We start from the raw sequence: 25,648 nt of genomic DNA on the forward strand, positions 1-25,648 counted from the left end.
GGGAATCGAACCCTCATCATCAGCTTGGAAGGCTGAGGTTTTACCACTAAACTACACCCGCATATTATATTAATGAAAAGAAACAATGGTCGGGAAGACAGGATTCGAACCTGCGACCCCTTGGTCCCAAACCAAGTGCTCTACCAAGCTGAGCTACTTCCCGTCTATAAATCATTCTCAGCTTAGCATCAACATCATCGTGTCATATATGTACACTTCTGTGTGTTTTGTTTGCATCGCTGATGGAATTAATGGCGCGCCCGACAGGAGTCGAACCCATAACCTTCTGATCCGTAGTCAGACGCTCTATCCAATTGAGCTACGGGCGCATGAATCAAGTTTGGTGCGGCCGAGAGGACTTGAACCTCCACGGGGTCGCCCCCACTAGGCCCTCAACCTAGCGCGTCTGCCATTCCGCCACGACCGCATTTTTAGCGACAAAATCTATTATAACTTATCAGTTTAAAAAGTCAATAGTTTTTTGAAGAAAATTTTTAATCGTGATGGTGCGGGTGAAGGGACTTGAACCCCCACGCCTTGCGGCGCCAGATCCTAAGTCTGGTGCGTCTGCCAATTCCGCCACACCCGCATGAAATAAAAGTGAGCCATGAAGGACTCGAACCTTCGACCCTCTGATTAAAAGTCAGATGCTCTACCAACTGAGCTAATGGCTCATGGCTGGGCTAGCTGGATTCGAACCAACGCATGTCGCAGTCAAAGTGCGATGCCTTACCGCTTGGCTATAGCCCAATATTCCAAGTCGCTTCTTTTTCAAAAGCGAGGTTTTCAGTATAACATCATTTAAAATATGATGTCAACATGTTTTTTTAGATTGTTTTTCTTTAAAATAATGGCGGTCTGGACGGGACTCGAACCCGCGACCTCCTGCGTGACAGGCAGGCATTCTAACCAACTGAACTACCAGACCAAAGTTTTTTGCAAAGCAAAATAACTGTCATTTGCTGTTTAAGCAAAATAATTTGTTTTCAATAAAACAAATGGTGACCCGTACGGGATTCGAACCCGTGTTACCGCCGTGAAAGGGCGGTGTCTTAACCGCTTGACCAACGGGCCGTATGTATGGCGGAGAAGGAGGGATTTGAACCCTCGCGCCGCTTACGCGACCTACACCCTTAGCAGGGGCGCCTCTTCAGCCACTTGAGTACTTCCCCATGACATAAAAATGGCTCCGCAGGCAGGATTCGAACCTGCGACCGATCGGTTAACAGCCGATAGCTCTACCACTGAGCTACTGCGGAATAAAAATCAATTTGTTTAATTCGACTCTTTAAATTATACTTACGCTGCCCATTACTGTCAAGATGCTTTTTGAACATTTTACAAGCTTTTAAAGAAAGACCTTATTCCAAGCATCAATCTATTTTCTTAAGCTTTCCGTTACACTTTCCACATACATATTTTTTCGTGTTCACCCTTCTTTTCCTCCTATATTGAAGCCGACATTCCTTGCATTGATAAATATGATAAAAGACCGGGCGGTTTTTATTGGTTTGTTTAAGTGGTGTGCAATGCCTTGGAGCATCTACTTCCTTCATCAATGTTTTGAAATCAAAATCACGGTGGCGATACCCTTTCCCTTCGAGATGGAGGTGATAGTGGCACAATTCATGCTTTATGATTCCCACAAGTTCATCCATTCCATACGCTTCGTAATAAGTTCGGTTAATTTCGATATTATGGGATTGGAGCATATACCTGCCTCCAGTCGTCTTCAACCTTTTGTTGAAAACCGCCTGGTGGCGAAATGATTTTCTAAAACAATCCTTCGACAATTCTTCGGTCAGCCGCTGCAATTGTTCATCATTCAATGACAAGCCCTCCTTTAATGTTGAAGGTGAACATGACAACCCATTATAGCATACAATAGGTATCACCATTACTCTTTTATGCAAGGAGGTATACATTATGCCGACTTGGCTGCAAAAGCAAATGCAAAGAGCTTTCCTTGAGAAGAATCGATATCAAATCAAACTCCTTAACCAATGCTGGTTTTTTTATAGAAAAAAACACTGCTCTTGAATGGGCAGTGTTTTTCCATAAGTTTAAAATTGCGGCATTTCGATGCTTTTTCCTGCTAATCATTTCTTTGCCAGCATGGTCAAGGAAACTCTCCCTTTTTTCAAATCGACAGAGTCCACCCACACAGTCACGACGTCCCCGACTGCAACGACATCCAATGGATGCTTGACAAACCGGCTGCTTAATTTGGAAATATGGACAAGTCCATCTTCTTTCACACCGATATCTACAAACGCACCAAAATCGACGACATTTCGCACTGTTCCTTGGAGCTCCATTCCTTCGCTTAAGTCTTCAAGCTTCAACACATCTTTTTTCAGGATCGGCTTTGGCAGCTCATCGCGCGGGTCACGACCAGGTCGTTTTAATGAATCCAGGATATCTTTCAAAGTCAGTTCACCGACGCTTAATTCCCTCGAAAGCTCTCTGATGGAGACGTTGTTGAGTGCATCTTTCAACTTTTCCGTTCCAAGGTCCTCTACATCCATGTCCATCATTTTCAGCAGCCGGGTGACATCACCATAGCTCTCAGGATGAATGGACGTACGGTCCAATTGCTGGTCCCCGTCAATGATTCGCAAGAAACCGATGCTCTGCTCATAGGTTTTTGCCCCAAGTCTCGGAATCCCTTTCAATTGTTTTCTGTTTTGAATCTTGCCGTTTTCTTCCCTGAATTTCACTATGTTATTGGCTACGGTCTTATTCAAACCAGAAACATATTGCAGTAATGATGAAGATGCTGTATTCACGTTGACTCCAACTTTGTTAACTGCGGTTTCTACAACAAAAGTCAGCGAGTCATTCAGCTTTTTCTGGGAAACATCGTGTTGATATTGACCCACTCCCACCGACTTCGGATCGATTTTTACAAGTTCTGCAAGTGGATCCTGCAATCGCCTTGCAATCGATACCGCACTTCTCTCCTCTACTTGTAAGTCGGGGAATTCCTCCCTTGCCAAATCTGAAGCAGAGTAGACGCTGGCTCCTGCTTCATTGACAATGATATAAGAGATATCAGAACTTACTTCTTTTAAGGTCTTCACGATAAATTGCTCTGTTTCCCTGGATGCTGTGCCATTGCCGATGGCGACAATTTCGACGGCATATTCTTTCAGGATCGAGACTACCGTATTCATTGCTTTTTCAGACTGGGCTTTCGGTGGATGCGGGTAGATTACACCGATGTAAAGTACTTTTCCTGTTTCATTCACAACAGAAAGCTTGCATCCGGTACGATATGCCGGGTCGACACCAAGTACAACTTTCCCTTTTAACGGGGGCTGAAGCAGCAGGTTTTTCAAGTTTTCCGAAAAAATATGAATCGCTTGATCTTCAGCTTTTTCTGTGAGCTCGTTTCGGATTTCCCTTTCAATGGATGGCTGGATCAGACGCTTATAGCCATCTTCTATGGCTTCACGGATATAAGGTTCTGCAGCCGAATGGTTCATGAGAATATATTTTTTAAAGAGGTAATCAAGTATTCTCTCGGTATGAGGCTGGATTTGGACTTTTAGAATGTCTTCCTTTTCGCCTCTATTTATCGCCAATGTACGATGCGGAACGACTTTATTTACAGGCTCCGAGTAGTCGTAATACATTTCAAATATGTTTTTTTCATCTTTTTCTTCATCTTTTACCTTGGTGGATAAAGCACTTGTCTTAAAGGTTTCGCGTCGGATCCATTGGCGGACAGCCGCATCGTCTGAAATCACTTCAGCGATGATGTCCTTCGCGCCGCTTAAAGCTTCATCCGCTGAATTTACTTCTTTTTCAGCTGATATGTATTTGGAAGCCTCATTCTCGATATTTACTGATTTCGGCATGGACATAAGCCATTGCGCCAGGGGTTCCAAGCCTTTTTCCTTTGCCACCGTGGCTTTTGTCCTTCTCTTTTGTTTATAGGGACGATATAAATCTTCAACGACCTGGAGTTTTTCAGCCTTTATGATTTTTGTTTTTAGTTCCTCGGTCAACTTATCCTGTTCGTCGATTAGTCTTATGACTTCTTCTTTTCGTTTATCGAGGTTTTGAACATATGTCCATTGTTCAATAATGGCCCTGATTTGCACTTCATCCAGAGCCCCGGTCATTTCTTTTCGGTATCTTGCAATAAACGGAACCGTATTTCCTTCGGATACGAGATCGATGACATTTTTAACTTGCTTAACATCTAAACGATTTTCATTGGCAATATTTTTATATACGTCCTGTTGTCTTGTGATTGTTTGCTCCATGGTACATCCCCACTTTCAATCAGTCATGTAGATAGTTTACCACATTGTTTAGCCTAAATTAAAAAGCCCGCTCCTCAAAGCAGGCTCCCGACGATAAATGTCAAGTCATCATCTTTATTTACATAATCGCGCTCCAGTTCACTGGCGATCATCCCGACTGAATAGCTGTTTTTCAACAGAGATTTGGTACTAGAAATTCTCAGCCCATCGGAATGTATCAAGAACCTCGCGCCTTCTTCAAATGGAAATCTGTGGGTATTGAACATTTGCGGCCTGCCAGACAAATAGCCTGTCACAGGTAAAGGATAGGTAAGTTTTCCAGAAGGAGAGTATAGATAGAAACGGATATTTCCAACACAGCTATAAACAAATTCTTTTTCATGAAAATACACCTTAACGATCGCTACCGCAGCACCGCGTGTTTGTGCCAGTACTTTGTTGCAAATCTTCATCAATGCATCCACGTCTTCATCCTTGTTTTGCTCGACAATCTTTGCTACTGCAGAAGATGCCTCATGCGCAAACTTTCCGCTTCCCAATCCATCAGCAAGGACACAGAGGAAATAATCTTCGGTAGTGGTCATGTAATAGCTGTCGCCACAATGCGATTTTCCTTCTTTTGATGTTTGGTGGGAATAAACCTCCACTCCATTTTGTTGCAAATGGATCATAGAGGGGACCTCTCAGGATGTATATCTTCTTCAATAATGGCATCTTTTAATTTCTTGATAGCACGCCGCTGCAGTCTGGATACATGCATTTGCGATATTCCCAGCATATCTCCTGCTTCTTTCTGGCTCATATTTTCCAAGAATGTGTATTGAATGATGGAACGCTCTCTTTCTGAAAGTACATGCAGTACTTTTTCCAACACAAGCCGTTGATTTGTCCGCTCATATCCTTCATCTACATTTCCTACGATATCCAACAGAGTGACTGTGCTTCCCTCTGAATCCGCTTCAATGGAATGATCAACAGAGAGAGCCTGATAGCTTTTCCCCATTTCCATTGCCTCTAAAACTTCTTCCTCTGAAATCTCAAGCCGATCGGCAATTTCGATCACCCGGGGAGACCGCTGCAATTCTGTTGTCAATTCTTCTATCGTCGATTTGATTTTTGGACCTAATTCTTTAATTCTCCTTGGAACATGCACGCTCCACGTTTTATCACGGAGAAATCGTTTTATCTCTCCAACAACGGTTGGAATCGCGAATGCTTCAAATGATTTTCCAAATGAATCATCGTAGCGCCGGATGGCTCCGAGCAATCCGATCATCCCGACTTGAAAGATATCTTCATGATAGGATTTTCCCTTGGAGTACTTCCTTGCGATGGATTCCACTAGACGCTGATAATGAACCACCAATTGGTCCTGTGCATCCTGGTCTCCATTTTCCTGGAAAGCTTTTATCCACGCGTTTACTTGTTCGCGGGAGTTATTAGGTTGAGATAGATTCGACATCCCTATCCACCTGCTCTCCTTCAAGGTACTTAGTCATTAAGACAGTTACCCCCTCCTTATGGTGGATTTTCACTTCGTCCATAAGACTTTCAATGAGGTAAAGCCCTAAGCCTCCTTCACGTAAAAATTCAACTTCAAGATTTTCTTGATACGGTCCGATTTCCTCTCTGGTTTTCTGGAAATCAAAGCTTGCCCCATGATCCGCGACCATAATTTCCAAGCGGTTGGCATACAGACCGAATCCGACGATCACTTCGCCATCTTCTTCCTTATATGCGTGCTGCACTGCATTTGTAATCGCTTCGCTGGTCGCAATCTTCAAATCTTCGATTGAATCGTAAGTAAATCCCATCCTGCTGGCAATCCCGGAAATCGTCAGACGGATCACTCCGACAAACTCCGGTTTACCAGGAACCTTCATCTCGATGTAATCAAAATCCTCCATCATCATACTCCACCCTCTACCTCGGAATTGATTTCCATAATGTCAGCTAAACCGGTAATGTCGAATAGACGCTGCAAACGGTCGGATAACCCTGTAAGGACCATTTGTCCATTATTTGCACGGATCCCTTTAAACAAGCCGACAAAAACACCTAATCCGGTACTGTCCATATATGAAACATTTGTTAAGTCAATGGTTAAATGGATGTTCTCTTTAACTGCATAAGGAGAAAGTGTTTCCCGTATTTGTGGAGCTGTATAGGCATCAATTTCACCAGCTATCGTACTCTTAACAAATAGTTCGTTTTCTTTGACATCAATTTTTATATTCACGAATGCTCACCTCTTATACATTTCAAGACTCTTAACCTCTACCCTTAATTCAAATGCCCCAAACCTCTGTCAGCATTTCCTTTTTAAAACAATGAGTGTAAAATCGTCTCTGAGCTGAAAATCCTGAAGTTTTTCAAGCTCCTTATAAATATTATTGACAATTTCCTGAGCTCCCAGGTGTATATATTTATTGATATATTCAACAAGGGTTTCCCGCTCGATGAAGCCATCCTCTGTGCGGCATTCTGTTACACCATCTGATAATAGGATTATCATATCCCCGATTTCTATGTGCCTCTCATATTGGCGATATTTAGCTTTTTTATCGATTCCGAGCAGCAACCCTTTTGCAGAAAGGTCATTATATTCCTTATTTCTTGCATGGTAGTAAAAGCCAGGTTCATGGCCGGCAGAAGCATAATGGAAATTATGTTTATTTGTATCATACATACCGTAGAACATGGTCACGAACATGGTCGGATCGACGTTATGCTCGACAACACGGTTTATGTTTTCAAGCACACTGCTGGGATTGAAGCTATTTTCCGGCAAACTGTCCATGGCATATTTGATCATCGACATGCACAAAGCTGCAGGAATACCTTTGCCGATAACATCGGCAATGGCGACACTGATTGTATTTTTGCCATCCTTGACAAAATGATAATAATCACCGCTCATCGTTTTGGCAGCGACACTGATGGCACCGATATCCAGGCAGTCTTCCTTCGGGATGGATGTGCCCAGGAGCGTCTGCTGCATATTTGCCGCGATTTCTATCTCACTTCTTAATTCCTGCTGCTGATTTCGCAGACTTTGATGCTCGCGGTATGCCAATCCATATCCCATGATGACTTCCAAAAGGATATCAAAAGAATGGATGACGCTCTCAGGGATATCAGGCTCCATCTCCATAATGAGCGAACGGTGCATACTGATGATTTCTTCCGGAGATATTTTATGCTCAATGGACTTCCTGCTGAACTTTTGCCCTTGATACAGCCCTTGTTCATTTTGATCCTTTAAATAGCTCTCAAGGATTTCTTTGTATTTTTTATCCATAATATTTCTAAAATCCATAATACTCCCCCTAACGGAGCCACTTGGTTGCTCTTATATCTGTCCCCACACCAGGATTGGAGTCAATCGAAAACTCGTCCATCAATCTTTTTACGCCGGGTAATCCTGCTCCTAGCCCGCCTGAGGTAGAGAAGCCATCCTCCATTACTTTTCTGATATCATTAATACCGGGGCCGGAATCTACCGCAATGATTTTAAGGCCAGATTTTCCGTTTTGGTATAACTTTTCAATACAGATTTGCCCTTGCCCGGCATATAAATATATATTTCTGGCTAATTCGCTTATTGCTGTAGTTATCCTCGCCTGGTCCACTGTGCCAAATCCAAGCTCACGGGCAACATTTCTCCCTAGCTGACGAGCAGCTACAATGTCCCATTCATTTAATATTTTTACGCAGGATTGGACGTCCATACCGTTAATCCCCCAGTTCCTGTTGTAATTTCTCCAAACCCTTTTCAAGATCTAGCGCGGTCAGGACATCTTCCAGGCCAATCCCTAATTCGATAAGGGTAATTGCCACTGCAGGCTGGATTCCGGTTATTACCACCTTCGCCCCCATCAGCGTTGACATGTTAATCACATCGCCAAGAACTTTAGCAATGAAGGAGTCGATAAAATCGATTGACGTAATGTCGATGACAACACCTTTAGCATTCGTTTCATGTATTTTATTTAATAGATCTTCTTGGAACTGAAGTGCCGTCTGGTCATCCAGTTCCCATTGAATCGATACAAGAAGACAATCATGAAGCTTTAAAATTGGAATTCTCAACTTTAACCCTCCAACTCTACAATTTTACGATTTGTCAATTCTAACGCAGCTTCTATTCCTTTTCTCAACGTGCTCGTCGTAATAATTTCATTTAGATTTATCCCAAGATTCACAATGGTCTGGGCAATTTCAGGACGAATTCCGACAAGCATGCATTTGGCTCCTACAAGCCTTACTGCACCGGCTGCCTGGATAATATGATGGGCTACCATCGTATCCACCACCGGTACTCCCGTAATATCTATCAAAACCACTTCTGCCCTGTGTTTAACGACACCGGTCAACAAATTCTCCATAATAAGCTTTGCTCTTTCGGTATCAATCGTACCAACCAACGGGAGAACCGAAATTTTTTCCACTACAGGGATTAACGGTGCAGATAGCTCCTGCAGTGCAATCTTTTGAAGAGATACTGTTTTTTCCCATGTTTCTGTATAAACACTGACCACTTCGTGATACATTGGCGACATCCATTTATCGAAAGCATCACCGAATTCCATCAGCTTTTCGTCAGGGATGATGCCCGCATTCCTCATATCTTCAAATACAATTTTCCCGAAAGTCTGCATCCCTTTTGTGACAAATGTAAGCGGCCAACCAAGACGGATCACCTTAGCGGCAAAGTCTTCAAGCTTTAGATTGAAATCATCGTCCTTTACCAGATTCGATATCAACAGATCCACAAACTCCCTGCTTGTCCGAGTAAAAACCTGGTCGGAAACGACGCCCACCAATCTTTCGTCTGTCTGGCCTTTCATACCATCCATCCAATTCGATAAAATCTCATCTTGGTGTTTGTGGATATAATCTACTAATTCTTGGTACATGTGTTCCTCCTTATTTTATCACACGGAAATTTGTATGCTTCCCAGCCGGAAAGATGTAAATAAAACGTAAAATAATTACAAAGATGAATTCAGAGAGAACAATTATTCTCTTCCAATATTATGTTAATCGTATATTCCTTGCAATCAAAACCTTTTTCCATCATTTATTACGGATGACGGTATGTGCTTATTTTATTACACCTATAATATTCTGACAAATTATTTTATTAATATTCATGCGATTCACATATGGTTTCACTAATGGCTGATCTGAAAAAATGAATGTAAAAATTAAGCGGGGAACGATATTTTCACGAATGAATCGGAAAACGGCAGGGGGATGCAGAAGGAAATTATAAAATAGGGAAAAATAAAAAAACGCCCTTTTGGAGCGTTTTAGTTAAAATTCAATGAGACCCACACTTATTTGAAGGGCTTCATCAACCTTTTCCATCATCTCATCGTCCAAATGAGTGATCTTGTCTGTTAAGCGCTGCTTATCAATCGTACGGATCTGTTCAAGCAAGATGACAGAATCCCGCTCAAAACCGTAGCGCTTTGCGTCAATTTCGACATGTGTAGGCAGTTTTGCTTTTTGAATTTGTGCGGTTATGGCAGCGACAATTACAGTGGGACTAAACCGATTCCCAATATCATTTTGGATGACTAAAACTGGACGAACACCGCCTTGCTCAGATCCAACTACCGGGGAAAGGTCTGCAAAATACACGTCACCACGTTTAACAATCAAAGGATTATCCTCCGCTTACTAAACGTTCAACTGTATGTTCTGCCTCGTACTCTGCTTGAATAGCTTCAGAAGCAATGGCCAAATTGATCTTTGCCATTTCCATATAGCCGCGTCTCATTGACTCGCGAATTTGGCGTTTCTTTCGCTCACGAAGGTACATTTTAGTTGCACGATAAATAAATTCATTGCGATTTACATTTTCTTGTTCAGCAAATCCATCTAATTCACTTAAGAGCTGCTGCGGCAATCGTATTAAAATTTCTGTTGTTGCGCTGGATTCAGACACAAACTACACCTCCACCATCACTACACACCGTTTCATTCACTACCATAACAATCATACCATCAAACCACTGCAAAGAAAAGACAATTTAACAATTCTTATCTATTATCGTCAAATAAAACTGATAATTATGCATGTATTTCATCGAATACCATAAAAATCATTTTTTTGAAGACAAAACCCTATTGGAAACTTCAATCGGCTTGTTGTTCAATACAAAAATTCTTGGCACGCGATTTGAAATCATGCAAGGGATTTCATAATTGATGGTATCCAGTTTTTTCGCCAATTCATCAATACCGATTCTTTCTTCCCCTTGTTTTCCGATCAGCGTAACCTTTGTCCCTGCCTTGACTTCATGGGGGAGCCTTACCATACATTGATCCATACAAATTCTGCCGACAATCGGTGCGCGCTTCCCTTCAACAAGGACCTCTTGGCTTTGAAGCTTTCTGATCCAACCATCTGCATATCCGATCGGGATCGTCCCAATCCACTCTTCTTTTTCCGCGGTATATGTTGCCCCATAGCTCACACTATCGCCTGGATTGATTTTCTTGACGTGAACCAGCCTGGAGTGTAGGGAAAAGGCCTCCTTCAAAGGGAAAGGCAGTAAACCCTTCATTTCCTCCGATGGGGAAAGTCCATACATCGCAATCCCCAGCCTGACTGCATTAAAGCCTTTTTGCGGCTGCCTCAAGGATGCTGCGCTGTTGGCAGAGTGAATATATTTCGGCTTTGATGACAATGATCCCACCATTTCTTCGAAAATTTTCAATTGCCGGTGATAATACGATTCATCCAGCTCATCAGCTGTCGCGAAATGGGTGAATACCCCTTCGATTTCAAAATTCGGCCGCTTTACCAGCGATTGCTCGACCTCTTTTAATTCAGGAAGGGTCGAAACACCAATCCGGCCCATGCCCGTGTCACATTTTATATGGACTTTCAGGATGTCATGCCCCTTTAGAAACCGCCCCGCTTCTTCTATCCAGCTTTCCTGGAAAACGGTTAAGGAAATATTGTGATCCACCGCCATCCGGACGTCTTGCGGTCTGCTGGCCCCCAGGACAAGAATGGGTGATTCTATCCCATTCTTCCTCAGCGATAATGCTTCATCAAGGAAAGCCACCGCCAAACCGTGTGCTCCTGCATCCATAGCCGCTTCGGCAACCTGCGCGTCGCCATGACCATAGGCATTTGCTTTGACTACGGCAAAGATGGAGATATTCTCCGGCAGCAGCCGCCTCACTGATTTTACATTTTCCATCACATCATCTAAATTCACTTCTACCCATGTATCACGAAAAAATTGAGTATGTGTGTCCAAGAAATTCCCTTCCTTCTAGCCCAGACCAAATCTTTTATATTTGATTATTCAACTCCAGCCGCCACTTGTCAAATGAATAATCTAACAATTGGCGCCCCTAGTCTACAAAATGACAAAAGGGATCGAGAGGACATGCTCTCGATCCCTTCTGCGTAAACTACCGGACCAGAAAATTATTTCACCATGTTCCCTTGGACGGAACGTGCTACCTTCATCATCTCATCGGCGGACAGGTCTTTTGATGCAAGCATATAGTCCACTCCATTATAGGTCCATCTAACGGAAGCGTCCGTCATCGCACCGATTGTAAAGCCGAGGTCGACGATCTTTCCGCTTGCTTCAGTGGATACCATGGCAGTTGAGACGACTTTGGCTTTTTCCTCGACGAGCGTGAACGATTTATCCCCGCCGTAAGTCAATACGATCCGCTTTCCTGTGCCTGTATCGATGTCTTTTTGTTCAATCAGGCTGACATTTCCAATATCGGCAGTCGGGTATTGCACTTTGAACTCCTTGCCATTTACTGAGGCATCAACCGGAACTTCAAGCTGTGCTCCCGTCATATTTTTATTTGTATCAAAGGCGTCCTTATCAAAGCTGGCATTGAATTCCACCTTGGAGAACTCAACAGTCACAAGCGGATTATGATCCGTATCCATGACTTTTACACTAACCGGTGCCAAATTGCGCTTATTTAATTTGATTTCCTGCGTAGGAAGCATCTTGCTATTCTGATAGCGGGTTTTTGTTTCAAATACATAATAGTTATCTTTCACACTGAATTTGGCATTTTTGTCTTGAATAATGTCTTTTACAAGGGATTCGTATAAATACGCTTGACTGCTGTTTTCAGGCCAATCACTTTGGAATTTGAAGCTTTTGTTGAGAGCCGGCGTCAACACATATACCCCATCTTTATTGCGGAGGATCATTTGACTTTGATCTCTTTGGGCATTTTTCAAATTCACACGGTAGTAATCAGGTTGATTGTGCCAGACATCGATATTATACGTCTGCGGTTCGTTCCCCATTTGCAGCGTCATTTTCGCGTGCGCTTTATAGCCTTTTAAATCACCAAGCTTTTGATTCAAATCCTTGATTACGTCTTCTTGTGTTTTAGTTCCACAAGCAGAAAGTGCTAGGATTGCTGAAATGGCAACTATTAGCACCAAAAACGTTCTCTTCATCTTTTCAGCCCCTTTTTGTCTCATTTAAACGTTAAAGAGAGATGATGGAGGGTCTAAGGTGCCCCCTTTCACCCTTCCCCAGCCTTGTAGATTCCGTTCCATGCTGTTCGGAAAAGGATGCATAAAGTTTCTTTAAACCCACCCTTGTCTCTCCTAATGCACTATGAATATATGAGACAACCTTTTTAAATATGCTTGAGTAGAAAGAGAAAGAGAAAATCTTTTAGCTTGTTTGAACTCCTTTATATTTCTTCGATGACAACCTGTGCGGCCGCAAAATCCCTGCTATGGGTGATGGACAAGTGGACGCCGCGCCGAAATGGTTTCAGAAAATACGGCTTCCCCATATCATCGGAGGCAATCTCCATATCCTGTAAGGATAGCTCTTCTCCGATCCCAGTGCCATAGGCCTTTGAAAAAGCTTCTTTCGCAGCAAACCTCCCTGCTAGAAATTCGATTTTTCTTCTGCCATGCAGCTCGGAGAAGGTACGCTGTTCATTTATTGTTAATATCCTCTCAGCAAATCGCTCCTGTCTGGAAGCAAGCCGTTGAATTCTATCGAGTTCGATTAAGTCCATCCCTATTCCTTTAATCATCCCACGTCGCCCTCCTTCTATTTTGAAAAAGTCATGCATATAAACAGTAATGTACAAGTATGTAAGGATATTTCATATCACAGAGGTGGACTTCAATGTTTGTCCGTAATGAACGGTTTCAAGATTATGTAAAGCTTTATCCTGTTATAACAACAATCGCCGCCATCCACACCGTCTTGTTTGCAATTGGCTCTATTCCTTTCTTTCCGCGCCAATGGCTGTTCCACACATTGGCCGGCGTCAACATTTACATTGATCAAGGTGAGTATTGGAGACTTGTCACGCCCATTTTCATTCATATGGACTTTTCCCATTACATCTTTAATACCATTTCGCTTTTGCTTTTTGGCCCTCCACTGGAACAGATGCTGGGAAAACGATTGTTCATTGCTCTCTATTTGGTTTGCGGCATTTCCGCAAATCTTTTCACCTTTTTGCTGCTCCCGCTTACGTATATTCACGTAGGATCAAGCGGAGCCATTTTCGGCCTGTTCGGCTTTTATTCTGCAATGGTTGCAGCGAGGAAAATCACAGCGAGGCAATCGGTCCAATTGATTCTCCCCCTTGTCATCATAGCCTTATTCATGACCTTTATACAACCTGGAGTGAATGTGGTCGGTCATATTTTCGGATTGTTAACCGGTCTTGTCATCGGGCTGCTATCCATGAAAAAATTGCATTCGTTTAAATAGACTTTTTGGATGAAGGCTCAACAATCTTTACGATAACTGCCTAAAATAAAAAAGTTGAGCAAAAGCGGCAAACGCTATGACTCAACTTTTTTTAATGAAGCCTGCGAGGCAGCAGGGGTGAACCACTCATAAATATGACTCGCGTCTTTTGATTCTATATATTTGACCGTCACCCTCCTGCCGGCTTCCCCGGATTTGACAGTGGCTTTAATGGTCTCCAGTTCATTCTTTTGCTGAAACCAGCTTTGTTTTGTTTGCATGGACTGAATCCGGTTTTTGTTCATGAAAAATGTGTTCTTCCCGATCGACCGGTATTGGAGAGCCAAACGATGCCCATCGATTGCCCACCCTGCTGCCTTGTACTTGGACCATGCCAAGACAAATGCAAGAAGGGGAAGTATGCACGCCAGTGATCCCCATGGCCATAAAAACCATGTCAATGCCCCTGCTGCGATCAGTGCCTTCCATTCTCCAATAATGACATAACGCAGCAGCGACCTTCTTGGCGGTCGGGCAAATTCAGGCTCCGTTCCGAAATCAGGCAGCAGGTTATTCATGATTTCGGGAATCCGCTTTTTCTTGATGATCGGAAGGACCATGACCGCAGCACTTTCTTTTTGAAAAACCGATCCTCCCGCGCTTATCAGGTGCACCGTGGCGAAACCGAATGGCTGACGAAGTATATTTTCTGCAACCCGCACAGCTTGAACCCGCTTCATAGGAATCGTGATCTGTTTTCTTTCAACAAGGCCCCTTGTGATGATGATATCATCGTTATCCTTTCTTACTGTAAAATTGCCGTACTTCAACATTGTAATAAAAATCGAAATGAGCCACACAAGGAAAAAGCCAATAAATATCGCAGCTGAAATGAGAATGATGCTGTTATGGACAAGCTTTCCCATTTCGTCGAAAATCTCCTGATAAGGAATGTATTCATCAAACTGTGTCCATAAAGCAAAGACCCCCGAAAGGACAACGCCAATCCCCCCTGATGTCGTAGCCATCAACAATAATTCCCTCGGAGCAACTTTATAAATAAACGCCTCAGCTGATGTTTTCTGATCATCTTCCAATGAGCTCTCAAGTATCATCGATTGTGACTTCTTAGAATTTCGTATGGTTTGCTCGAGCCATTCGGCATCATGCTTATAAATGGCAGTCAACTCTGCTTCGGATTTACGGTTGTCCGTTGAACCCGCAGTTTCCACTTCGACCCTGGTTAATCCAAACGGCCTGTGCAGGATAGACTGGGAAAAATGAAAGCTTTGAATCCGATCAAAAGGAATGAACCTTTTCTTTTTCACAAAAAGCCCATATTCAATCCTTAATTCGCCATCTTCCAAGCGGTAAGTGAATCTCCTCCATTTGATGATCCCTGCAGCCAATGCAAAGACAATCGATATGACAGTGATACCCATCGGGAAGTAGTCCCAATAAGATTGAATTCCATTGGAGCCCACCAATAAAACAAGGAGAGGAAATATCATCCCCTTTAATTGTTTAAGGAAATTCCAAATAGCTGCAATGGGATGCAGCCGTTTACGCTCAGACATCATCTTCAGCCACCCTTGCCAACCGGGAAATCGATGCTCTCAAATCGTCGGCCTCGACCGTCTCTATTGCAGGGATATGATGAATCGTGGCAGCGGTTGAGATCGTGATCGTCGATAAATGATATTTTCTCAGCAACGGCCCCTGTACTGTATCCACATGCTGGACACGGACCATCGGAACTAACGTCCTTTTAATAAAAACCATGCCATGCTGCAGCTCGATTTCCTGATCCCTGACTTCATAGCGCCACCTTTTCCACTTTATATAAGGAAAAAGGAAGCCAAATATATAGCAGCAGACTATCACCAATGCAGCCCCAGCAGCTATTGGCCATTTCGGCCAGTCAAATTTGATCGTTGCCGCTATGCCTGCGATGAATATGATCAAACATATGAGTGAATATATCATACCTTCCATACGCCAAACCGTAAGCGCCTTTGGCGACACCCGATTGCTCGGCTCGCTTCCCCTCATGATATTACCTCCGATTCTCCTATTGCTTTCTATACTTCTATCTACGTGAAAAATGAAGGAAGGTTTCGTTCGCCGCTCACTTTTTTTGATACAGTAATTTATCCTTTTATATTGATTGGAGCGGAAGGTGCGAGACTCCGGAGGCTCACTGCCCGTCCCTTGGAAATTAACCGCATACAACCATAGATAAATAACAACATACTAAACGAATAGAGCCTTTTAATTTGATTAACCACAGCATCCTTGAATAACCCATACTTGTTGAAACGGTTCAATGCACAATGAATGTAGAAGCATCCAGCCACTCTATATTTTTCCGAAATGATAAATCTTCATGAAGCTGAAATAAAGCTTCATCCTTCCTCTTTGCTTCTATCATACAATCGATTTCCGTTACGGTTCCATTGATTTTTTGTAAAAATCCGTAAAGCATATCTGGGTCAACATAGTCGGCATGTGCCTTATAGTGGGAAGGAGACCTTGGACTGGAAATATGAAACTTCATGGGGAGCTTAGAATGGCTCCAAGTCGCAATCGTTCGTTCCCAATCCTGCTCCCAATCGTATTCATGGTTGGCCAGGTGGTGATGCAAATCAAATACGAGCGGGATCTGGAGCTTTTCACACAAATATAAAGCATCATGCTGTGTGTACACTGTATCATCGTTCTCCAAAAGGAGCATTTTCTGAAGGTGCGGAGCAAGGAACCCAAAGTTATGGATGAATTGTTCCATCGCTTTTTCCTTGTCTTCATAAGCCCCGCCGACATGGATGACGCATCGATGTTCGGGAGGCACACCCATTCCTCTTATCAATCTATAGTGAAGCTGAAGCGTTTTAATGGTGTTTTTCAAGATGTCAGCTTTTGAAGAAGTAAGGACAACAAAATGTTCAGGATGGAAATCGACCCTCATCGGATGGTCCTTCAGGAATTGGGCTATTTCCTTCAGCGGTGCTTCAATTCCCGTGAAATAGTCCCAGTCTTTCAGCTCGGGATGATTGGCCAGCGGAATCAATTTTGAACTGAACCTAAAGAAGTGGATATCATTTGCCGCATTATGCCTCAGCAGCCGTAGGCAGTTGTGAAGGTTTGAGGCTGCGATCCGTTCCAGCTTCCGTAGGGCAGCATCCCGATCTTTTAAAGATGAAAATTGTTTATATGTCATGGTTTGAGAAGGCGAGGAATTTTCAAGCTTCATACTCATCGCTACGTAACCTAGTCTGACTATCACGAGGTCCCCCCCTTTTTTCATTTAGTATGTGCGTTGAGAGGCATTATGAAGCAGGCATTTTCAGGGGCCAACGTTAATCCGTACATATAAGCTCAGCTATAAAAAAAAACGGAGCACAAACTCTTCTACGAGTTCATGCTCCGTTTTAAGGATATTAGTAATTTTTTTGGCTCTTTCTTTGAGGACGCTTGGAAGAAGAACGCTGCTGGCCGCGGCCATTGTTTCCTTGGCCTTGTGGTTTGCCTCTTCTTCTTGATCTTTGCTGTTGTCCGCCTCTTTTATCTCCTCCGCGGTCCCTTCTTGAAGGAAGCGGCTTCTCTTCGGAGATCTTCACTGGAGAACTATCCGGCTCTTTTGTCAACAATTTCAATGATGCTGCAGCGATTTGCTCAGGAGTGTAATTCTCAAGCAATTTCTCTGCCATCTGTTGATAATCTTGCAAGGAATTCGCATCGATTGTTTCAACGATCTGATCATAAGAAGCTTTTTGAAGTCCTTCAAGAGCCTCAGACCAGGTAGGCGGACGCATAGGCGTCATACGCTTCTTCGTTGTTTGCTCAACAACTTTCAGGTAACCCATTTCACGAGGGCTTACGAATGTCATGGCCATACCTTCTTTACCTGCACGGCCGGTACGTCCGATACGGTGGACATAGCTTTCCGGATCTTGCGGGATATCGAAGTTGTAAACATGTGTTACACCTGAAATATCCAATCCGCGGGCTGCAACATCCGTTGCTACCAAGACATCGATTTTTCCTTCTTTGAACTTCTTAAGCACAAGCAATCGTTTTGCTTGACTTAGGTCACCATGAATTCCTTCAGCCATATATCCACGAAGCGACAGAGCGTTTGCCAACTCATCCACGCGGCGTTTCGTACGTCCGAATACGATCGCAAGCTCAGGGGATTGCGTATCCAACAAACGGGATAATACATCGAATTTTTCTCTTTCTTGCACTTTCACATAGAATTGCTCGATGTTCGAAACCGTCATTTCCTTCGCTTTCACGCGAACGATTTCAGGATTCTTCATGAAGCGCTCTGCGATTCGGCGGATTGGATCCGGCATAGTCGCTGAGAATAAAAGTGTTTGTCGTTCAGCTGGAACGTTTGAAAGGATGGACTCAATATCCTCTTTGAATCCCATGTTCAACATTTCATCCGCTTCATCCAAGATCAATGTATGAACATTATCTAAACGCAAAGTGCGGCGTTTGATATGATCTAGGATGCGTCCTGGAGTTCCGACAATGATGTTAGGGTTTTTCTTCAAGGCGCGGATTTGACGTTGAATGTCCGCACCGCCGTACACTGCCAATACACGGGCACGGCTGTCTTGCCCTACTTTATATAATTCCTCTGACACCTGAATTGCTAATTCACGTGTCGGAGCAATAATGATTCCTTGAACATTTTGGCTTTTTGGATCTAATTTTTCAATCAGAGGGATTCCAAATGCTGCTGTTTTCCCCGTTCCTGTCTGCGCCTGGCCGATGATATCTTTGCCCTCTAAGCTCAATGGAATCGTGCCGGCTTGGATCGGTGTTGCTTCTTCGAATCCCATTCGCTTGACAGACTTCAATGTTGACGGGCTTAAACCTAATTCTGAAAACTTGGTCAATGCTATTCATTCTCCTTTTTATCATGCATTAAGTCACTACTTAATTTATAGTCACTTTTATTTTTTTATAAACAAAAAAAGACACCCTTCAAACGAAGAGTTGGTTTTTAAACGTATGAATGATGTTTCTGTAATGTTACCATTAATGAAGAAGGATTTCAACGTGCGGACATGTTTATATTTTCTACAGTTAAAAAACAAAATATTTCGTCAAATAATGCCATTTGTTCATCACAATGACAGATTAAGTGCTTTGCGTTGGGCTCCAGCCTTAATATTTTTTGTTCGCTGGAAATTTCTTTATATAAATATTCAGCACTCTTTTTCGGCACGATTCCATCCGCTTCCCCTTGGACGATTAATGTTGGGATGGTAATTTTTCTTAGCTGAGGCCTTGATAACATAACAATCTTCCTGAATTCCCTTGTTGCAGATAGTGGCGTTTTCATTATTTTTCTTTTATATCTTAGGAAAAGTTCGTTTTTCAATAAATTACCATTAAATGTGTCGCCGATCATTTCCTTAATATCCTTGATAATTTGCGGGACATTGATGTAATAAGCAGCCGCACTTAACAAGACGAGCTTCTTGATAGGGTACTTTACCGCTAAATAGCTTGCAATCAAGCCGCCCATGGAGAATCCGATCAAATAAACTTCCTCGCATTTCCGCAGCAAGTCTTGCAAGGCCTTCTCGGCACAGTCGATCCATTCACTATGCGCCACCCCTTTTAATTGCAGCGTTTCGCCATGTCCCGGAAGCGTCGGCACAGCCACTTCCCAATCCGTATTTCTTTTCAAGTAATCCACCAGCGGCGCCACTTCATAAGGTGCCCCTGTGAATCCATGGATACAAAGACATCCAATCATATCATCACCATAATCAATAAATTTTTGAAAAATCAATGTACATCGGCTATCCTCAGGTCAGGTGAAGGAAATCTTTCAATTATTTCTTTATATGCCCATTCCTCAGCCGAAAGGAGACGCATTTAAATGTTCAAAGCCATACTCTTCGACCTTGACGGGACCCTCCATGACAGGCACGCGACCATCAAAAGCTTTATCTCGGATCAACACCGCAGACTCCTCATACATACTGAACTGGACGAAAAAACGTATTTGGATACCTTCATTCGCCTTGAGAACAACGGCTACGTATGGAAGGACCAAGTGTACAAGCAGCTGACCGAAGAATTCAGCCTCTCTGCGCCATGGGAACAATTATTGAATGACTATGTGGAGCGTTCGCCATCCCATGCACAGTCCTTTGAAGGTATTTTGCCCATGCTGAAACAATTGAAACAGCATTACAAATTGGGTCTGATTACAAACGGAAAGTCCAAGGTTCAGAAAGGCTGCCTGGAAATATTGGGTTTGACAGAATTTTTCCACTGCACGGTCATTTCAGAAGAGGTCAATGTGAAAAAACCTGAACCAGAAATCTTTTATCACGCTTTGAATCTGCTTAACATCGAACCGCATCAAGCCATTTACGTCGGCGATCATCCGGCAAACGACATCCAGGCTGCCCACGAAATTGGCATGAAAACAATTTGGATTGACAACGGCATATATGATCGACCATCAAAAGCTGATTGGATCACCGATGAGGTTCGCTGCATCCCAGAAATCTTGGAGACTGCAGGGGTGTTTCCATTTATAGAGAATTTACGTCGTTCTTACTATCCTCATCCGGCAACAATGTTCCTTTTAATAAAAGCAGATCTCAAAAAGGCTTTTTGAGATCTGCAAAATCTGCATACAACTCGTTAATTCTTTAGCGCCTCGACTACCTCTTCCAGTTTCATTCCTCTGGATGCTTTGACAACAACCAGGTCATTCTTGCCTAGCTTTTTCTTCAATAAGTTGATTAAACCTTCTTTATCTTCAAAGGCATGTACAGCATTTTCAGAAAAATTCTGTTTTGCACCTTCGGCAATAAAGCGGCTCAATGGACCAAACGTAAACACTTCATCGATTTTATCCGGATGAATGGTTTTCCCGACCTCAGTATGGAATTGCTTCTCCATATCGCCAAGCTCAAGCATATCTCCGAGCACCAAAAATTTATTCCGACAGCCCTCAAATTCTTCCGCCATTTTGATCGCTGCCCTCATGGAAGTGGGGCTGGCATTGTAAGCATCGTTAATAATGACTGATTCCTTCATTCCGGTTAGTCTTTCCATTCTCATGGACGTCAGTTTAAGTCCCGAAATTCCTTTAACCAATTGTTCCGCAGAAAGTCCCAGGCGATGGCCGATAATCAAAGCCGACATCGCATTCATGACATTATGCTCGCCAAGCACGGGTACATCGAACTCAGTCTCCGGCAAAATGTTCACGCCAAATCTTGTCCCACTGTCAGTTGGTTTTAAATGAATTGGATAAACATCATTTTCTTTCGAACGTCCAAACGATTGGGTCTGATAAGGAAGTGGCTTGTTCAAACGACTAGTCAACAGCGGCTCATCTCCGAAATAAATCAAAACCCCATCTTCGTCAAGGCCTTCCGCAATCTCGAGCTTCGCTTCGGCAATCCCTTCCCGCGAACCCAAGTCCTGTAAATGGGACTCACCGATGTTGGTAATGACTGCAAAATCAGGTTTCGCCAATTTTGTGAGAAATTCGATTTCTCCCCTTCCACTCATGCCCATTTCAAGTACGGCCACTTCAGTGGTTTCCTTGAGTGACAACAGCGTAAGCGGAAGTCCGAGGTGGTTATTATAATTCCCTTCCGTCTTTTGAACGGCATACTTCTGCGAGAGTATAGAATAAATCATATCCTTGGTAGAAGTTTTCCCATTGCTTCCCGTCACTCCCACTACCTTCAAATCCAACTGATTCCGATAGGATTTTGACAATTCCTGCACTGCAATCAATGAGCTGTCCACTATGAGAATCGGTAAATCCTCTGGAGGATTGGGAACCTCTTTTTCCCAAAGTGCGGCACTTGCCCCTTTTTCAAAAGCATCCCTGACCATGGTATGACCATCTACTTTTTCCCCTTTAAAAGGCACGAATAAGTTGCCTTGTTCAATTTTGCGGGTATCAATGCAAACCCCGCTGATTTCTACATCTCCAAACCTATCCAGGATATCCCTATCAAACTCGAACATCTCCGCCAGCTGCTCCAAAGACCTTTTTATCATTCGCTTCATTCTCTCCTTTAAACAATGGCTTATATACACAAGAGGCTGCCCTTTATGTGCTTTTGCTTTTTTCAGGGCGGCCTCTATCTATTAATTACATTGTATGCTTAATATTTTGTTTATCTTCGTGGCGTTCTTTCGCCAAAGCAACGAGTTTTTCGATAAGCTCAGGATACTCAACCCCTGTATGCTTCCAAAGAAGCGGGAACATACTGAATGGAGTAAATCCAGGCATCGTGTTTACTTCGTTGATAAGAATTCTCCCTTCCTTGGTTAGGAAAAAGTCTGCACGTACAAGACCTGAGTTATCGAGTGCTTTGTAAGCATCAACAGCCATGTCTTTCATGGCTGAATACGTCTCATCATCGATATCAGCAGGGATGATCAGGGCTGTATCGCCGTCTTCGTATTTGGCTTTATAGTCGTAAAAATCCTTTTTGGGGACAATCTCCCCTGCAACAGAGCATTCCGGTGCATCGTTGCCCATGACGCCAATCTCGATTTCCCTTGCTGTTACACCCTCCTCTATGATGATTTTGCGATCGAATTGGAAGGCTTCTTCAAAGGCTTGCGCTAATTCATCCCGATTTGTACATTTGCTGATGCCGACACTTGATCCCAAGTTGGCGGGCTTTACAAAACAAGGATACCCAAGAGCTTCCTCCACTTCGGAATAGGCATTCTCCGGATTCTGCTTCCAAGTCTGGCGTACGAACCATACGTATTTGACTTGCTCCAAGCCTGCCTGGGCAAATAGGTTTTTCATGATGACCTTATCCATGCCGGCTGCGGATGCAAGAACACCATTTCCTACATAAGGAAGATTCAATAACTCAAGCATGCCTTGAACGGTTCCATCCTCGCCATTCGGGCCATGTAAGAGAGGGAAAATGACATCTGAATCAGAATCGGTATTTGTCAGAGCAACCGCAAGCGCATTCGGCGCGACAGCATCCCCTTCACTGAATTCAAGCTCTTTAACCGTTTCGACCGGTCCATTTAATAAGGGGCCTTTTATCCACTGGCCTTCAGTCGTGATAAAGATTGGCTGTATCTCATACTTTGCTGGATCCAATGCTTGGATCACAGCTTTTGCTGTTTGCAAGGATACTTTATGTTCAGCGGATTTCCCGCCATATAATAAACTAAGTTTTGTTTTCATGTTGACCTCCAAAATGACATTTGAGATGTATCTATTTTATCACTTTCACCCAAAAGAGAAAGAAGCATTGCGCATTTTGTAATAAAAAAGTAATCAAGCCCGCTATCCTATGACAATCACCTAAATAGAGCCTACTATATCCATATGACTCACTTACAAAATGGAAGCTTATCTTTTTTGTTAATTCTATACCCTTTTATATTTGGCAATCAAACGCTCAATTAGTTTCATTGATCCTCGGCATGAGTAAATTCGGCTTTCTGAAAGGGGCATCCTCCATCGGAAATCAACTATCCAATATTTTTAGCAGAATAGCTTTATTACGGTCTATTTTCTCGAAAATTGTTTTATTTAACATTTTTTCCTAAATTCCTTTAAAAACATTTCATCATCTGAAGTTGATTGGAGCAGCAGGTGCGAGACTCCAGAGGGATCAGCGGGTCAGGGGAGACCCCGCTGCGGAGCGAGGAGAGATTAGGCGGATGTTCGATTAAGTTCGGCACGTCGTGTGCCAACATCGAACGACCTCACTTCGTGTGAGGCCCCTCGGAAAGCGAGCACCCTGCTGCGGAAATTGACCTTTTATTAACAAGATGTAAATTTGATAAAACTTGCCAATGGAGCACGGCTATTTGAATTGACAAAATCTAACGTTAACGTTAGGGTTAGATTTAGCATTTTAATTTGAATCCACAATGAGGTGATGACCATAATATGGAGCATTTTAAAATAGATGATGTATCCAAGATGACCGGACTTACGAAAAGAGCCATTCGATATTATGAAGAAATCGACTTAATCGATCCGCCTGAACGGACGGATGGCGGAACACGCCTGTACACCAATAAGGATATCGATCGATTAAAGAAAGTGGTTCTTGCAAAGGATGTATTGGGATTTTCCCTCCAAGAACTCCAGCAATTTTTAAAATTGAACGAAACGATCGAACTGCGCAGAAAAGAATACACAGCTTCCCAGGAAACAAAAAAACTCGATGAATTAAGAAAGATCTATTCAGGGCTGGAACAAGAAATGGCATTGATCGATCAAAAAATTGAAAAAATGCTTTCTTTCAGGAATGAAATCGAAGTCCACCATAAAAAGATTGGAAGCATATTAGATAAAGAAGCAGAGGAAGGATAAAATGAGTTTAAAAAACAATACACGCGCGAAATGGATTACAGTCTTCTCCACATTTTTGGCATTCATGGGGATCGGCATCGTCGATCCGATCCTACCGATCATTGCAGATAAAATCGGTGCAACCCACTGGCAAGTGGAGATGCTCTTTACAGCTTATATTTTTACAATGGCTTTCATGATGATTCCTTCCGGGATCTTCGCGAGTCGGTTTGGCGACAAACGGATGATGACGATCGGTTTGGTCATCGTCACTATATTTGCGTTATTATGCGGTTTGGCAAATGGAATTCCTCAGCTCTCCATATTCAGGGCTGGATGGGGATTGGGTAATTCAATGTTTTTTGCCACTGCGATGACACTATTAATCGCGCTTTCCTCAAATCCACAGCAGGCAGTGGGGTTATATGAGGCAGCGATCGGGCTTGGAATGGCTGCAGGTCCGCTTGTCGGAGGGATTCTCGGAGGGATTTCATGGAGATACCCATTCATTGCCACGAGTATTTTAATTTTTATAGCGTTTCTTCTTGTAACATTTTTCGTCTATGAACCTGGGGATAAAAAAGCAAGAAAAGTTGCGGGTCTAAAGGAAATGAAGCACTTATTCATGTACGCACCGTTTCTGACGGGTGCAGTAGCAGCAATGCTCTATTATTATGGCTTCTTCGTCGTGTTGGCCTATACCCCACTTGTCATCAAGCTTACAGCGATTCATATCGGGTTCGTCTTCTTTGGCTGGGGGCTTTGCCTTGCTTACGGATCAGCTGTCCTGAGCCATAAGCTTGAAAAAAAATATACGCCAAAACAAATACTTCCATACAGTTTGGCGATATTTGCTGTCTTTCTTGGCTTGCTTTTCGTTTTTCATTCGGCAGCAGCCTTGATCGTGCTCGTCATACTTTCTGGTTTGGTGTCCGGATTGAATAACGCGTTGTTCACCAGCCATGTCATGGCTTCATCCCCATATGAAAGAAGCGTGACATCCGGTGCCTACAATTTCGTGCGCTGGCTCGGTGCGGCGATCGCCCCCGTGATGTCAGGGGTCATCGGTGAAAGCATTTCGCCGTCTTCGCCATTTTTAGTGGCAGGTATTTTATCAGCAGCCGGAATCTTCGTTATCATGATTCATAAAAATCATGAGCCCGATTCGGTGAAAGAAACGATTGGATGAAAAAATAAAAGGCCGATTTCGTTATCGAAAAACATTCGATGACGGATCGGCTTTTTAATTTCCGGCTATTATCGTAAAGTTTGTTGCTATTCATTAAAGGTTGTGT

27 protein-coding genes and 10 tRNA genes are annotated in these 25,648 nt (G+C 43.1%); 5 read left to right on the forward strand and 32 right to left on the reverse strand.

Features of this window, described 5'->3' with window-relative positions:
* Positions 1-86 precede the first annotated feature (86 nt).
* From D9X91_RS18110 to D9X91_RS18160, 11 genes are all read right to left on the reverse strand, one after another.
* Positions 87-163 (reverse strand) — tRNA-Pro (locus tag D9X91_RS18110).
* Positions 164-252: 89 nt separating this feature from the next.
* Positions 253-329 (reverse strand) — tRNA-Arg (locus D9X91_RS18115).
* A 12-nt stretch (positions 330-341) separates the two neighbouring features.
* Positions 342-427, reverse strand: a tRNA-Leu gene (locus D9X91_RS18120).
* Between the two features lie 77 nt (positions 428-504).
* Positions 505-589 (reverse strand) — tRNA-Leu (locus D9X91_RS18125).
* Between the two features lie 12 nt (positions 590-601).
* Positions 602-674, reverse strand: a tRNA-Lys gene (locus D9X91_RS18130).
* 1 nt (position 675) lies between these two features.
* Positions 676-750 (reverse strand) — tRNA-Gln (locus D9X91_RS18135).
* A gap of 101 nt (positions 751-851) precedes the next feature.
* Positions 852-928: transfer RNA gene (locus tag D9X91_RS18140), tRNA-Asp, on the reverse strand.
* 71 nt (positions 929-999) lie between these two features.
* Positions 1,000-1,074, reverse strand: a tRNA-Glu gene (locus tag D9X91_RS18145).
* 7 nt (positions 1,075-1,081) lie between these two features.
* A tRNA-Ser gene (locus tag D9X91_RS18150) sits at positions 1,082-1,172 on the reverse strand.
* 12 nt (positions 1,173-1,184) lie between these two features.
* Positions 1,185-1,259: transfer RNA gene (locus tag D9X91_RS18155), tRNA-Asn, on the reverse strand.
* A gap of 114 nt (positions 1,260-1,373) precedes the next feature.
* Entirely contained in the window at positions 1,374-1,829 is a 456-nt protein-coding gene (locus tag D9X91_RS18160) for a SprT family protein (protein WP_233569844.1), read from the reverse strand.
* Positions 1,830-1,926: 97 nt separating this feature from the next.
* Between D9X91_RS18160 and cmpA the strand changes: the two genes are divergently transcribed.
* Positions 1,927-2,040: a cortex morphogenetic protein CmpA gene (cmpA, locus tag D9X91_RS18165; RefSeq protein ID WP_121682072.1), complete on the forward strand. Its 114-nt coding sequence runs from the start codon at positions 1,927-1,929 to the stop codon at positions 2,038-2,040.
* A gap of 59 nt (positions 2,041-2,099) precedes the next feature.
* On the opposite strand, the gene D9X91_RS18170 is transcribed toward cmpA, so the two are convergent.
* The 14 genes from D9X91_RS18170 to acpS form a co-directional block, all read right to left on the reverse strand.
* Positions 2,100-4,274, reverse strand: a complete 2,175-nt coding sequence (locus D9X91_RS18170) for a Tex family protein (RefSeq protein WP_121682073.1) — start codon at positions 4,272-4,274, stop codon at positions 2,100-2,102.
* A 74-nt stretch (positions 4,275-4,348) separates the two neighbouring features.
* A complete protein-coding gene (locus tag D9X91_RS18175) occupies positions 4,349-4,945 on the reverse strand; it encodes a PP2C family serine/threonine-protein phosphatase (protein WP_121682074.1) in 597 nt (198 codons plus the stop codon).
* Positions 4,942-5,736 (reverse strand): RNA polymerase sigma factor SigB, encoded by a 795-nt coding sequence (gene sigB, locus D9X91_RS18180; RefSeq protein ID WP_121682075.1) that lies wholly within the window; start codon positions 5,734-5,736, stop codon positions 4,942-4,944. The genes D9X91_RS18175 and sigB overlap by 4 nt, the downstream gene beginning before the upstream one ends.
* Positions 5,714-6,181: an anti-sigma B factor RsbW gene (gene rsbW, locus D9X91_RS18185; protein ID WP_456071348.1), complete on the reverse strand. Its 468-nt coding sequence runs from the start codon at positions 6,179-6,181 to the stop codon at positions 5,714-5,716. Before rsbW ends, sigB begins: the two co-directional genes overlap by 23 nt.
* Before the next feature lie 2 nt (positions 6,182-6,183).
* Positions 6,184-6,513, reverse strand: coding sequence for an anti-sigma factor antagonist (locus D9X91_RS18190; protein ID WP_121682077.1), 330 nt, complete (start codon positions 6,511-6,513; stop codon positions 6,184-6,186).
* 69 nt (positions 6,514-6,582) lie between these two features.
* Positions 6,583-7,593, reverse strand: coding sequence for a PP2C family protein-serine/threonine phosphatase (locus D9X91_RS18195; RefSeq protein WP_121682078.1), 1,011 nt, complete (start codon positions 7,591-7,593; stop codon positions 6,583-6,585).
* 10 nt (positions 7,594-7,603) lie between these two features.
* Positions 7,604-8,005, reverse strand: coding sequence for an anti-sigma regulatory factor (locus tag D9X91_RS18200; protein WP_121682079.1), 402 nt, complete (start codon positions 8,003-8,005; stop codon positions 7,604-7,606).
* 4 nt (positions 8,006-8,009) lie between these two features.
* Positions 8,010-8,366, reverse strand: a complete 357-nt coding sequence (locus tag D9X91_RS18205; protein WP_121682080.1) for an STAS domain-containing protein — start codon at positions 8,364-8,366, stop codon at positions 8,010-8,012.
* Positions 8,367-8,368: 2 nt separating this feature from the next.
* Positions 8,369-9,193 carry an RsbT co-antagonist protein RsbRA gene (locus D9X91_RS18210; RefSeq protein ID WP_121682081.1) on the reverse strand — a complete coding sequence of 275 codons (825 nt, stop codon included), beginning with the start codon at positions 9,191-9,193 and terminating at the stop codon, positions 8,369-8,371.
* 400 nt (positions 9,194-9,593) lie between these two features.
* Positions 9,594-9,944: a type II toxin-antitoxin system endoribonuclease NdoA gene (ndoA, locus tag D9X91_RS18215; RefSeq protein WP_114746636.1), complete on the reverse strand. Its 351-nt coding sequence runs from the start codon at positions 9,942-9,944 to the stop codon at positions 9,594-9,596.
* A 4-nt stretch (positions 9,945-9,948) separates the two neighbouring features.
* Positions 9,949-10,230 (reverse strand): CopG family ribbon-helix-helix protein, encoded by a 282-nt coding sequence (locus D9X91_RS18220; RefSeq protein ID WP_114746637.1) that lies wholly within the window; start codon positions 10,228-10,230, stop codon positions 9,949-9,951.
* Between the two features lie 157 nt (positions 10,231-10,387).
* On the reverse strand, positions 10,388-11,557 hold the full coding sequence (gene alr, locus D9X91_RS18225) for an alanine racemase (protein ID WP_121682082.1): 1,170 nt from the start codon (positions 11,555-11,557) through the stop codon (positions 10,388-10,390).
* A 173-nt stretch (positions 11,558-11,730) separates the two neighbouring features.
* On the reverse strand, positions 11,731-12,744 hold the full coding sequence (locus D9X91_RS18230; protein WP_121682083.1) for a LolA family protein: 1,014 nt from the start codon (positions 12,742-12,744) through the stop codon (positions 11,731-11,733).
* 242 nt (positions 12,745-12,986) lie between these two features.
* Positions 12,987-13,340: a holo-ACP synthase gene (gene acpS / locus D9X91_RS18235; protein WP_121682084.1), complete on the reverse strand. Its 354-nt coding sequence runs from the start codon at positions 13,338-13,340 to the stop codon at positions 12,987-12,989.
* 95 nt (positions 13,341-13,435) lie between these two features.
* Here acpS and D9X91_RS18240 point away from each other — a divergent pair, with 95 nt between their 5' ends.
* A complete protein-coding gene (locus tag D9X91_RS18240; RefSeq protein ID WP_121682085.1) occupies positions 13,436-14,032 on the forward strand; it encodes a rhomboid family intramembrane serine protease in 597 nt (198 codons plus the stop codon).
* A 74-nt stretch (positions 14,033-14,106) separates the two neighbouring features.
* Here the strand turns inward: D9X91_RS18240 and D9X91_RS18245 are convergent, their stop codons facing one another.
* From D9X91_RS18245 to D9X91_RS18265, 5 genes are all read right to left on the reverse strand, one after another.
* Positions 14,107-15,588, reverse strand: a complete 1,482-nt coding sequence (locus D9X91_RS18245) for a PH domain-containing protein (RefSeq protein WP_121682160.1) — start codon at positions 15,586-15,588, stop codon at positions 14,107-14,109.
* On the reverse strand, positions 15,581-16,063 hold the full coding sequence (locus D9X91_RS18250; RefSeq protein WP_121682086.1) for a PH domain-containing protein: 483 nt from the start codon (positions 16,061-16,063) through the stop codon (positions 15,581-15,583). Before D9X91_RS18250 ends, D9X91_RS18245 begins: the two co-directional genes overlap by 8 nt.
* Before the next feature lie 271 nt (positions 16,064-16,334).
* Positions 16,335-17,315, reverse strand: a complete 981-nt coding sequence (gene uvsE, locus D9X91_RS18255; RefSeq protein ID WP_121682087.1) for a UV DNA damage repair endonuclease UvsE — start codon at positions 17,313-17,315, stop codon at positions 16,335-16,337.
* Between the two features lie 133 nt (positions 17,316-17,448).
* Positions 17,449-18,918 (reverse strand): DEAD/DEAH box helicase, encoded by a 1,470-nt coding sequence (locus D9X91_RS18260; RefSeq protein WP_121682088.1) that lies wholly within the window; start codon positions 18,916-18,918, stop codon positions 17,449-17,451.
* Between the two features lie 158 nt (positions 18,919-19,076).
* The gene (locus D9X91_RS18265) at positions 19,077-19,787 is read right to left on the reverse strand and encodes an alpha/beta hydrolase (protein WP_121682161.1); all 711 of its coding nucleotides are present in this window, start codon (positions 19,785-19,787) and stop codon (positions 19,077-19,079) included.
* A gap of 126 nt (positions 19,788-19,913) precedes the next feature.
* Here D9X91_RS18265 and D9X91_RS18270 point away from each other — a divergent pair, with 126 nt between their 5' ends.
* Positions 19,914-20,663, forward strand: a complete 750-nt coding sequence (locus D9X91_RS18270; protein WP_121682089.1) for an HAD family hydrolase — start codon at positions 19,914-19,916, stop codon at positions 20,661-20,663.
* A gap of 26 nt (positions 20,664-20,689) precedes the next feature.
* Here the strand turns inward: D9X91_RS18270 and D9X91_RS18275 are convergent, their stop codons facing one another.
* The gene (locus tag D9X91_RS18275; protein WP_121682090.1) at positions 20,690-22,069 is read right to left on the reverse strand and encodes a UDP-N-acetylmuramoyl-tripeptide--D-alanyl-D-alanine ligase; all 1,380 of its coding nucleotides are present in this window, start codon (positions 22,067-22,069) and stop codon (positions 20,690-20,692) included.
* Positions 22,070-22,163: 94 nt separating this feature from the next.
* Entirely contained in the window at positions 22,164-23,231 is a 1,068-nt protein-coding gene (locus D9X91_RS18280) for a D-alanine--D-alanine ligase (protein WP_121682091.1), read from the reverse strand.
* Positions 23,232-23,945: 714 nt separating this feature from the next.
* Here D9X91_RS18280 and D9X91_RS18285 point away from each other — a divergent pair.
* Positions 23,946-24,374 carry a MerR family transcriptional regulator gene (locus tag D9X91_RS18285; protein WP_121682092.1) on the forward strand — a complete coding sequence of 143 codons (429 nt, stop codon included), beginning with the start codon at positions 23,946-23,948 and terminating at the stop codon, positions 24,372-24,374.
* A gap of 1 nt (position 24,375) precedes the next feature.
* On the forward strand, positions 24,376-25,542 hold the full coding sequence (locus D9X91_RS18290; protein WP_121682093.1) for an MFS transporter: 1,167 nt from the start codon (positions 24,376-24,378) through the stop codon (positions 25,540-25,542).
* The last annotated feature ends 106 nt before the right edge of the window (positions 25,543-25,648 follow it).

Origin of the sequence: Falsibacillus albus, from assembly GCF_003668575.1 — a bacterium.
Taxonomy (GTDB): domain Bacteria; phylum Bacillota; class Bacilli; order Bacillales; family DSM-25281; genus Falsibacillus; species Falsibacillus albus.

What these genes read in the sequence shown, in the direction of transcription:
- cmpA (WP_121682072.1), top strand. Translation starts at nt 1,927, where the DNA reads ATGCCGACTTGGCTGCAAAAGCAAATGCAAAGAGCTTTCCTTGAGAAG.
- D9X91_RS18170 (WP_121682073.1), bottom strand. Translation starts at nt 4,274, where the DNA reads ATGGAGCAAACAATCACAAGACAACAGGACGTATATAAAAATATTGCC.
- D9X91_RS18175 (WP_121682074.1), bottom strand. Translation starts at nt 4,945, where the DNA reads ATGATCCATTTGCAACAAAATGGAGTGGAGGTTTATTCCCACCAAACA.
- sigB (WP_121682075.1), bottom strand. Translation starts at nt 5,736, where the DNA reads ATGTCGAATCTATCTCAACCTAATAACTCCCGCGAACAAGTAAACGCG.
- rsbW (WP_456071348.1), bottom strand. Translation starts at nt 6,181, where the DNA reads ATGGAGGATTTTGATTACATCGAGATGAAGGTTCCTGGTAAACCGGAG.
- D9X91_RS18195 (WP_121682078.1), bottom strand. Translation starts at nt 7,593, where the DNA reads ATGGATTTTAGAAATATTATGGATAAAAAATACAAAGAAATCCTTGAG.
- D9X91_RS18200 (WP_121682079.1), bottom strand. Translation starts at nt 8,005, where the DNA reads ATGGACGTCCAATCCTGCGTAAAAATATTAAATGAATGGGACATTGTA.
- D9X91_RS18210 (WP_121682081.1), bottom strand. Translation starts at nt 9,193, where the DNA reads ATGTACCAAGAATTAGTAGATTATATCCACAAACACCAAGATGAGATT.
- D9X91_RS18230 (WP_121682083.1), bottom strand. Translation starts at nt 12,744, where the DNA reads ATGAAGAGAACGTTTTTGGTGCTAATAGTTGCCATTTCAGCAATCCTA.
- acpS (WP_121682084.1), bottom strand. Translation starts at nt 13,340, where the DNA reads ATGATTAAAGGAATAGGGATGGACTTAATCGAACTCGATAGAATTCAA.
- D9X91_RS18240 (WP_121682085.1), top strand. Translation starts at nt 13,436, where the DNA reads ATGTTTGTCCGTAATGAACGGTTTCAAGATTATGTAAAGCTTTATCCT.
- D9X91_RS18245 (WP_121682160.1), bottom strand. Translation starts at nt 15,588, where the DNA reads ATGTCTGAGCGTAAACGGCTGCATCCCATTGCAGCTATTTGGAATTTC.
- D9X91_RS18250 (WP_121682086.1), bottom strand. Translation starts at nt 16,063, where the DNA reads ATGAGGGGAAGCGAGCCGAGCAATCGGGTGTCGCCAAAGGCGCTTACG.
- uvsE (WP_121682087.1), bottom strand. Translation starts at nt 17,315, where the DNA reads ATGAAAAAAGGGGGGGACCTCGTGATAGTCAGACTAGGTTACGTAGCG.
- D9X91_RS18265 (WP_121682161.1), bottom strand. Translation starts at nt 19,787, where the DNA reads ATGATTGGATGTCTTTGTATCCATGGATTCACAGGGGCACCTTATGAA.
- D9X91_RS18270 (WP_121682089.1), top strand. Translation starts at nt 19,914, where the DNA reads ATGTTCAAAGCCATACTCTTCGACCTTGACGGGACCCTCCATGACAGG.
- D9X91_RS18275 (WP_121682090.1), bottom strand. Translation starts at nt 22,069, where the DNA reads ATGATAAAAAGGTCTTTGGAGCAGCTGGCGGAGATGTTCGAGTTTGAT.
- D9X91_RS18280 (WP_121682091.1), bottom strand. Translation starts at nt 23,231, where the DNA reads ATGAAAACAAAACTTAGTTTATTATATGGCGGGAAATCCGCTGAACAT.
- D9X91_RS18285 (WP_121682092.1), top strand. Translation starts at nt 23,946, where the DNA reads ATGGAGCATTTTAAAATAGATGATGTATCCAAGATGACCGGACTTACG.
- D9X91_RS18290 (WP_121682093.1), top strand. Translation starts at nt 24,376, where the DNA reads ATGAGTTTAAAAAACAATACACGCGCGAAATGGATTACAGTCTTCTCC.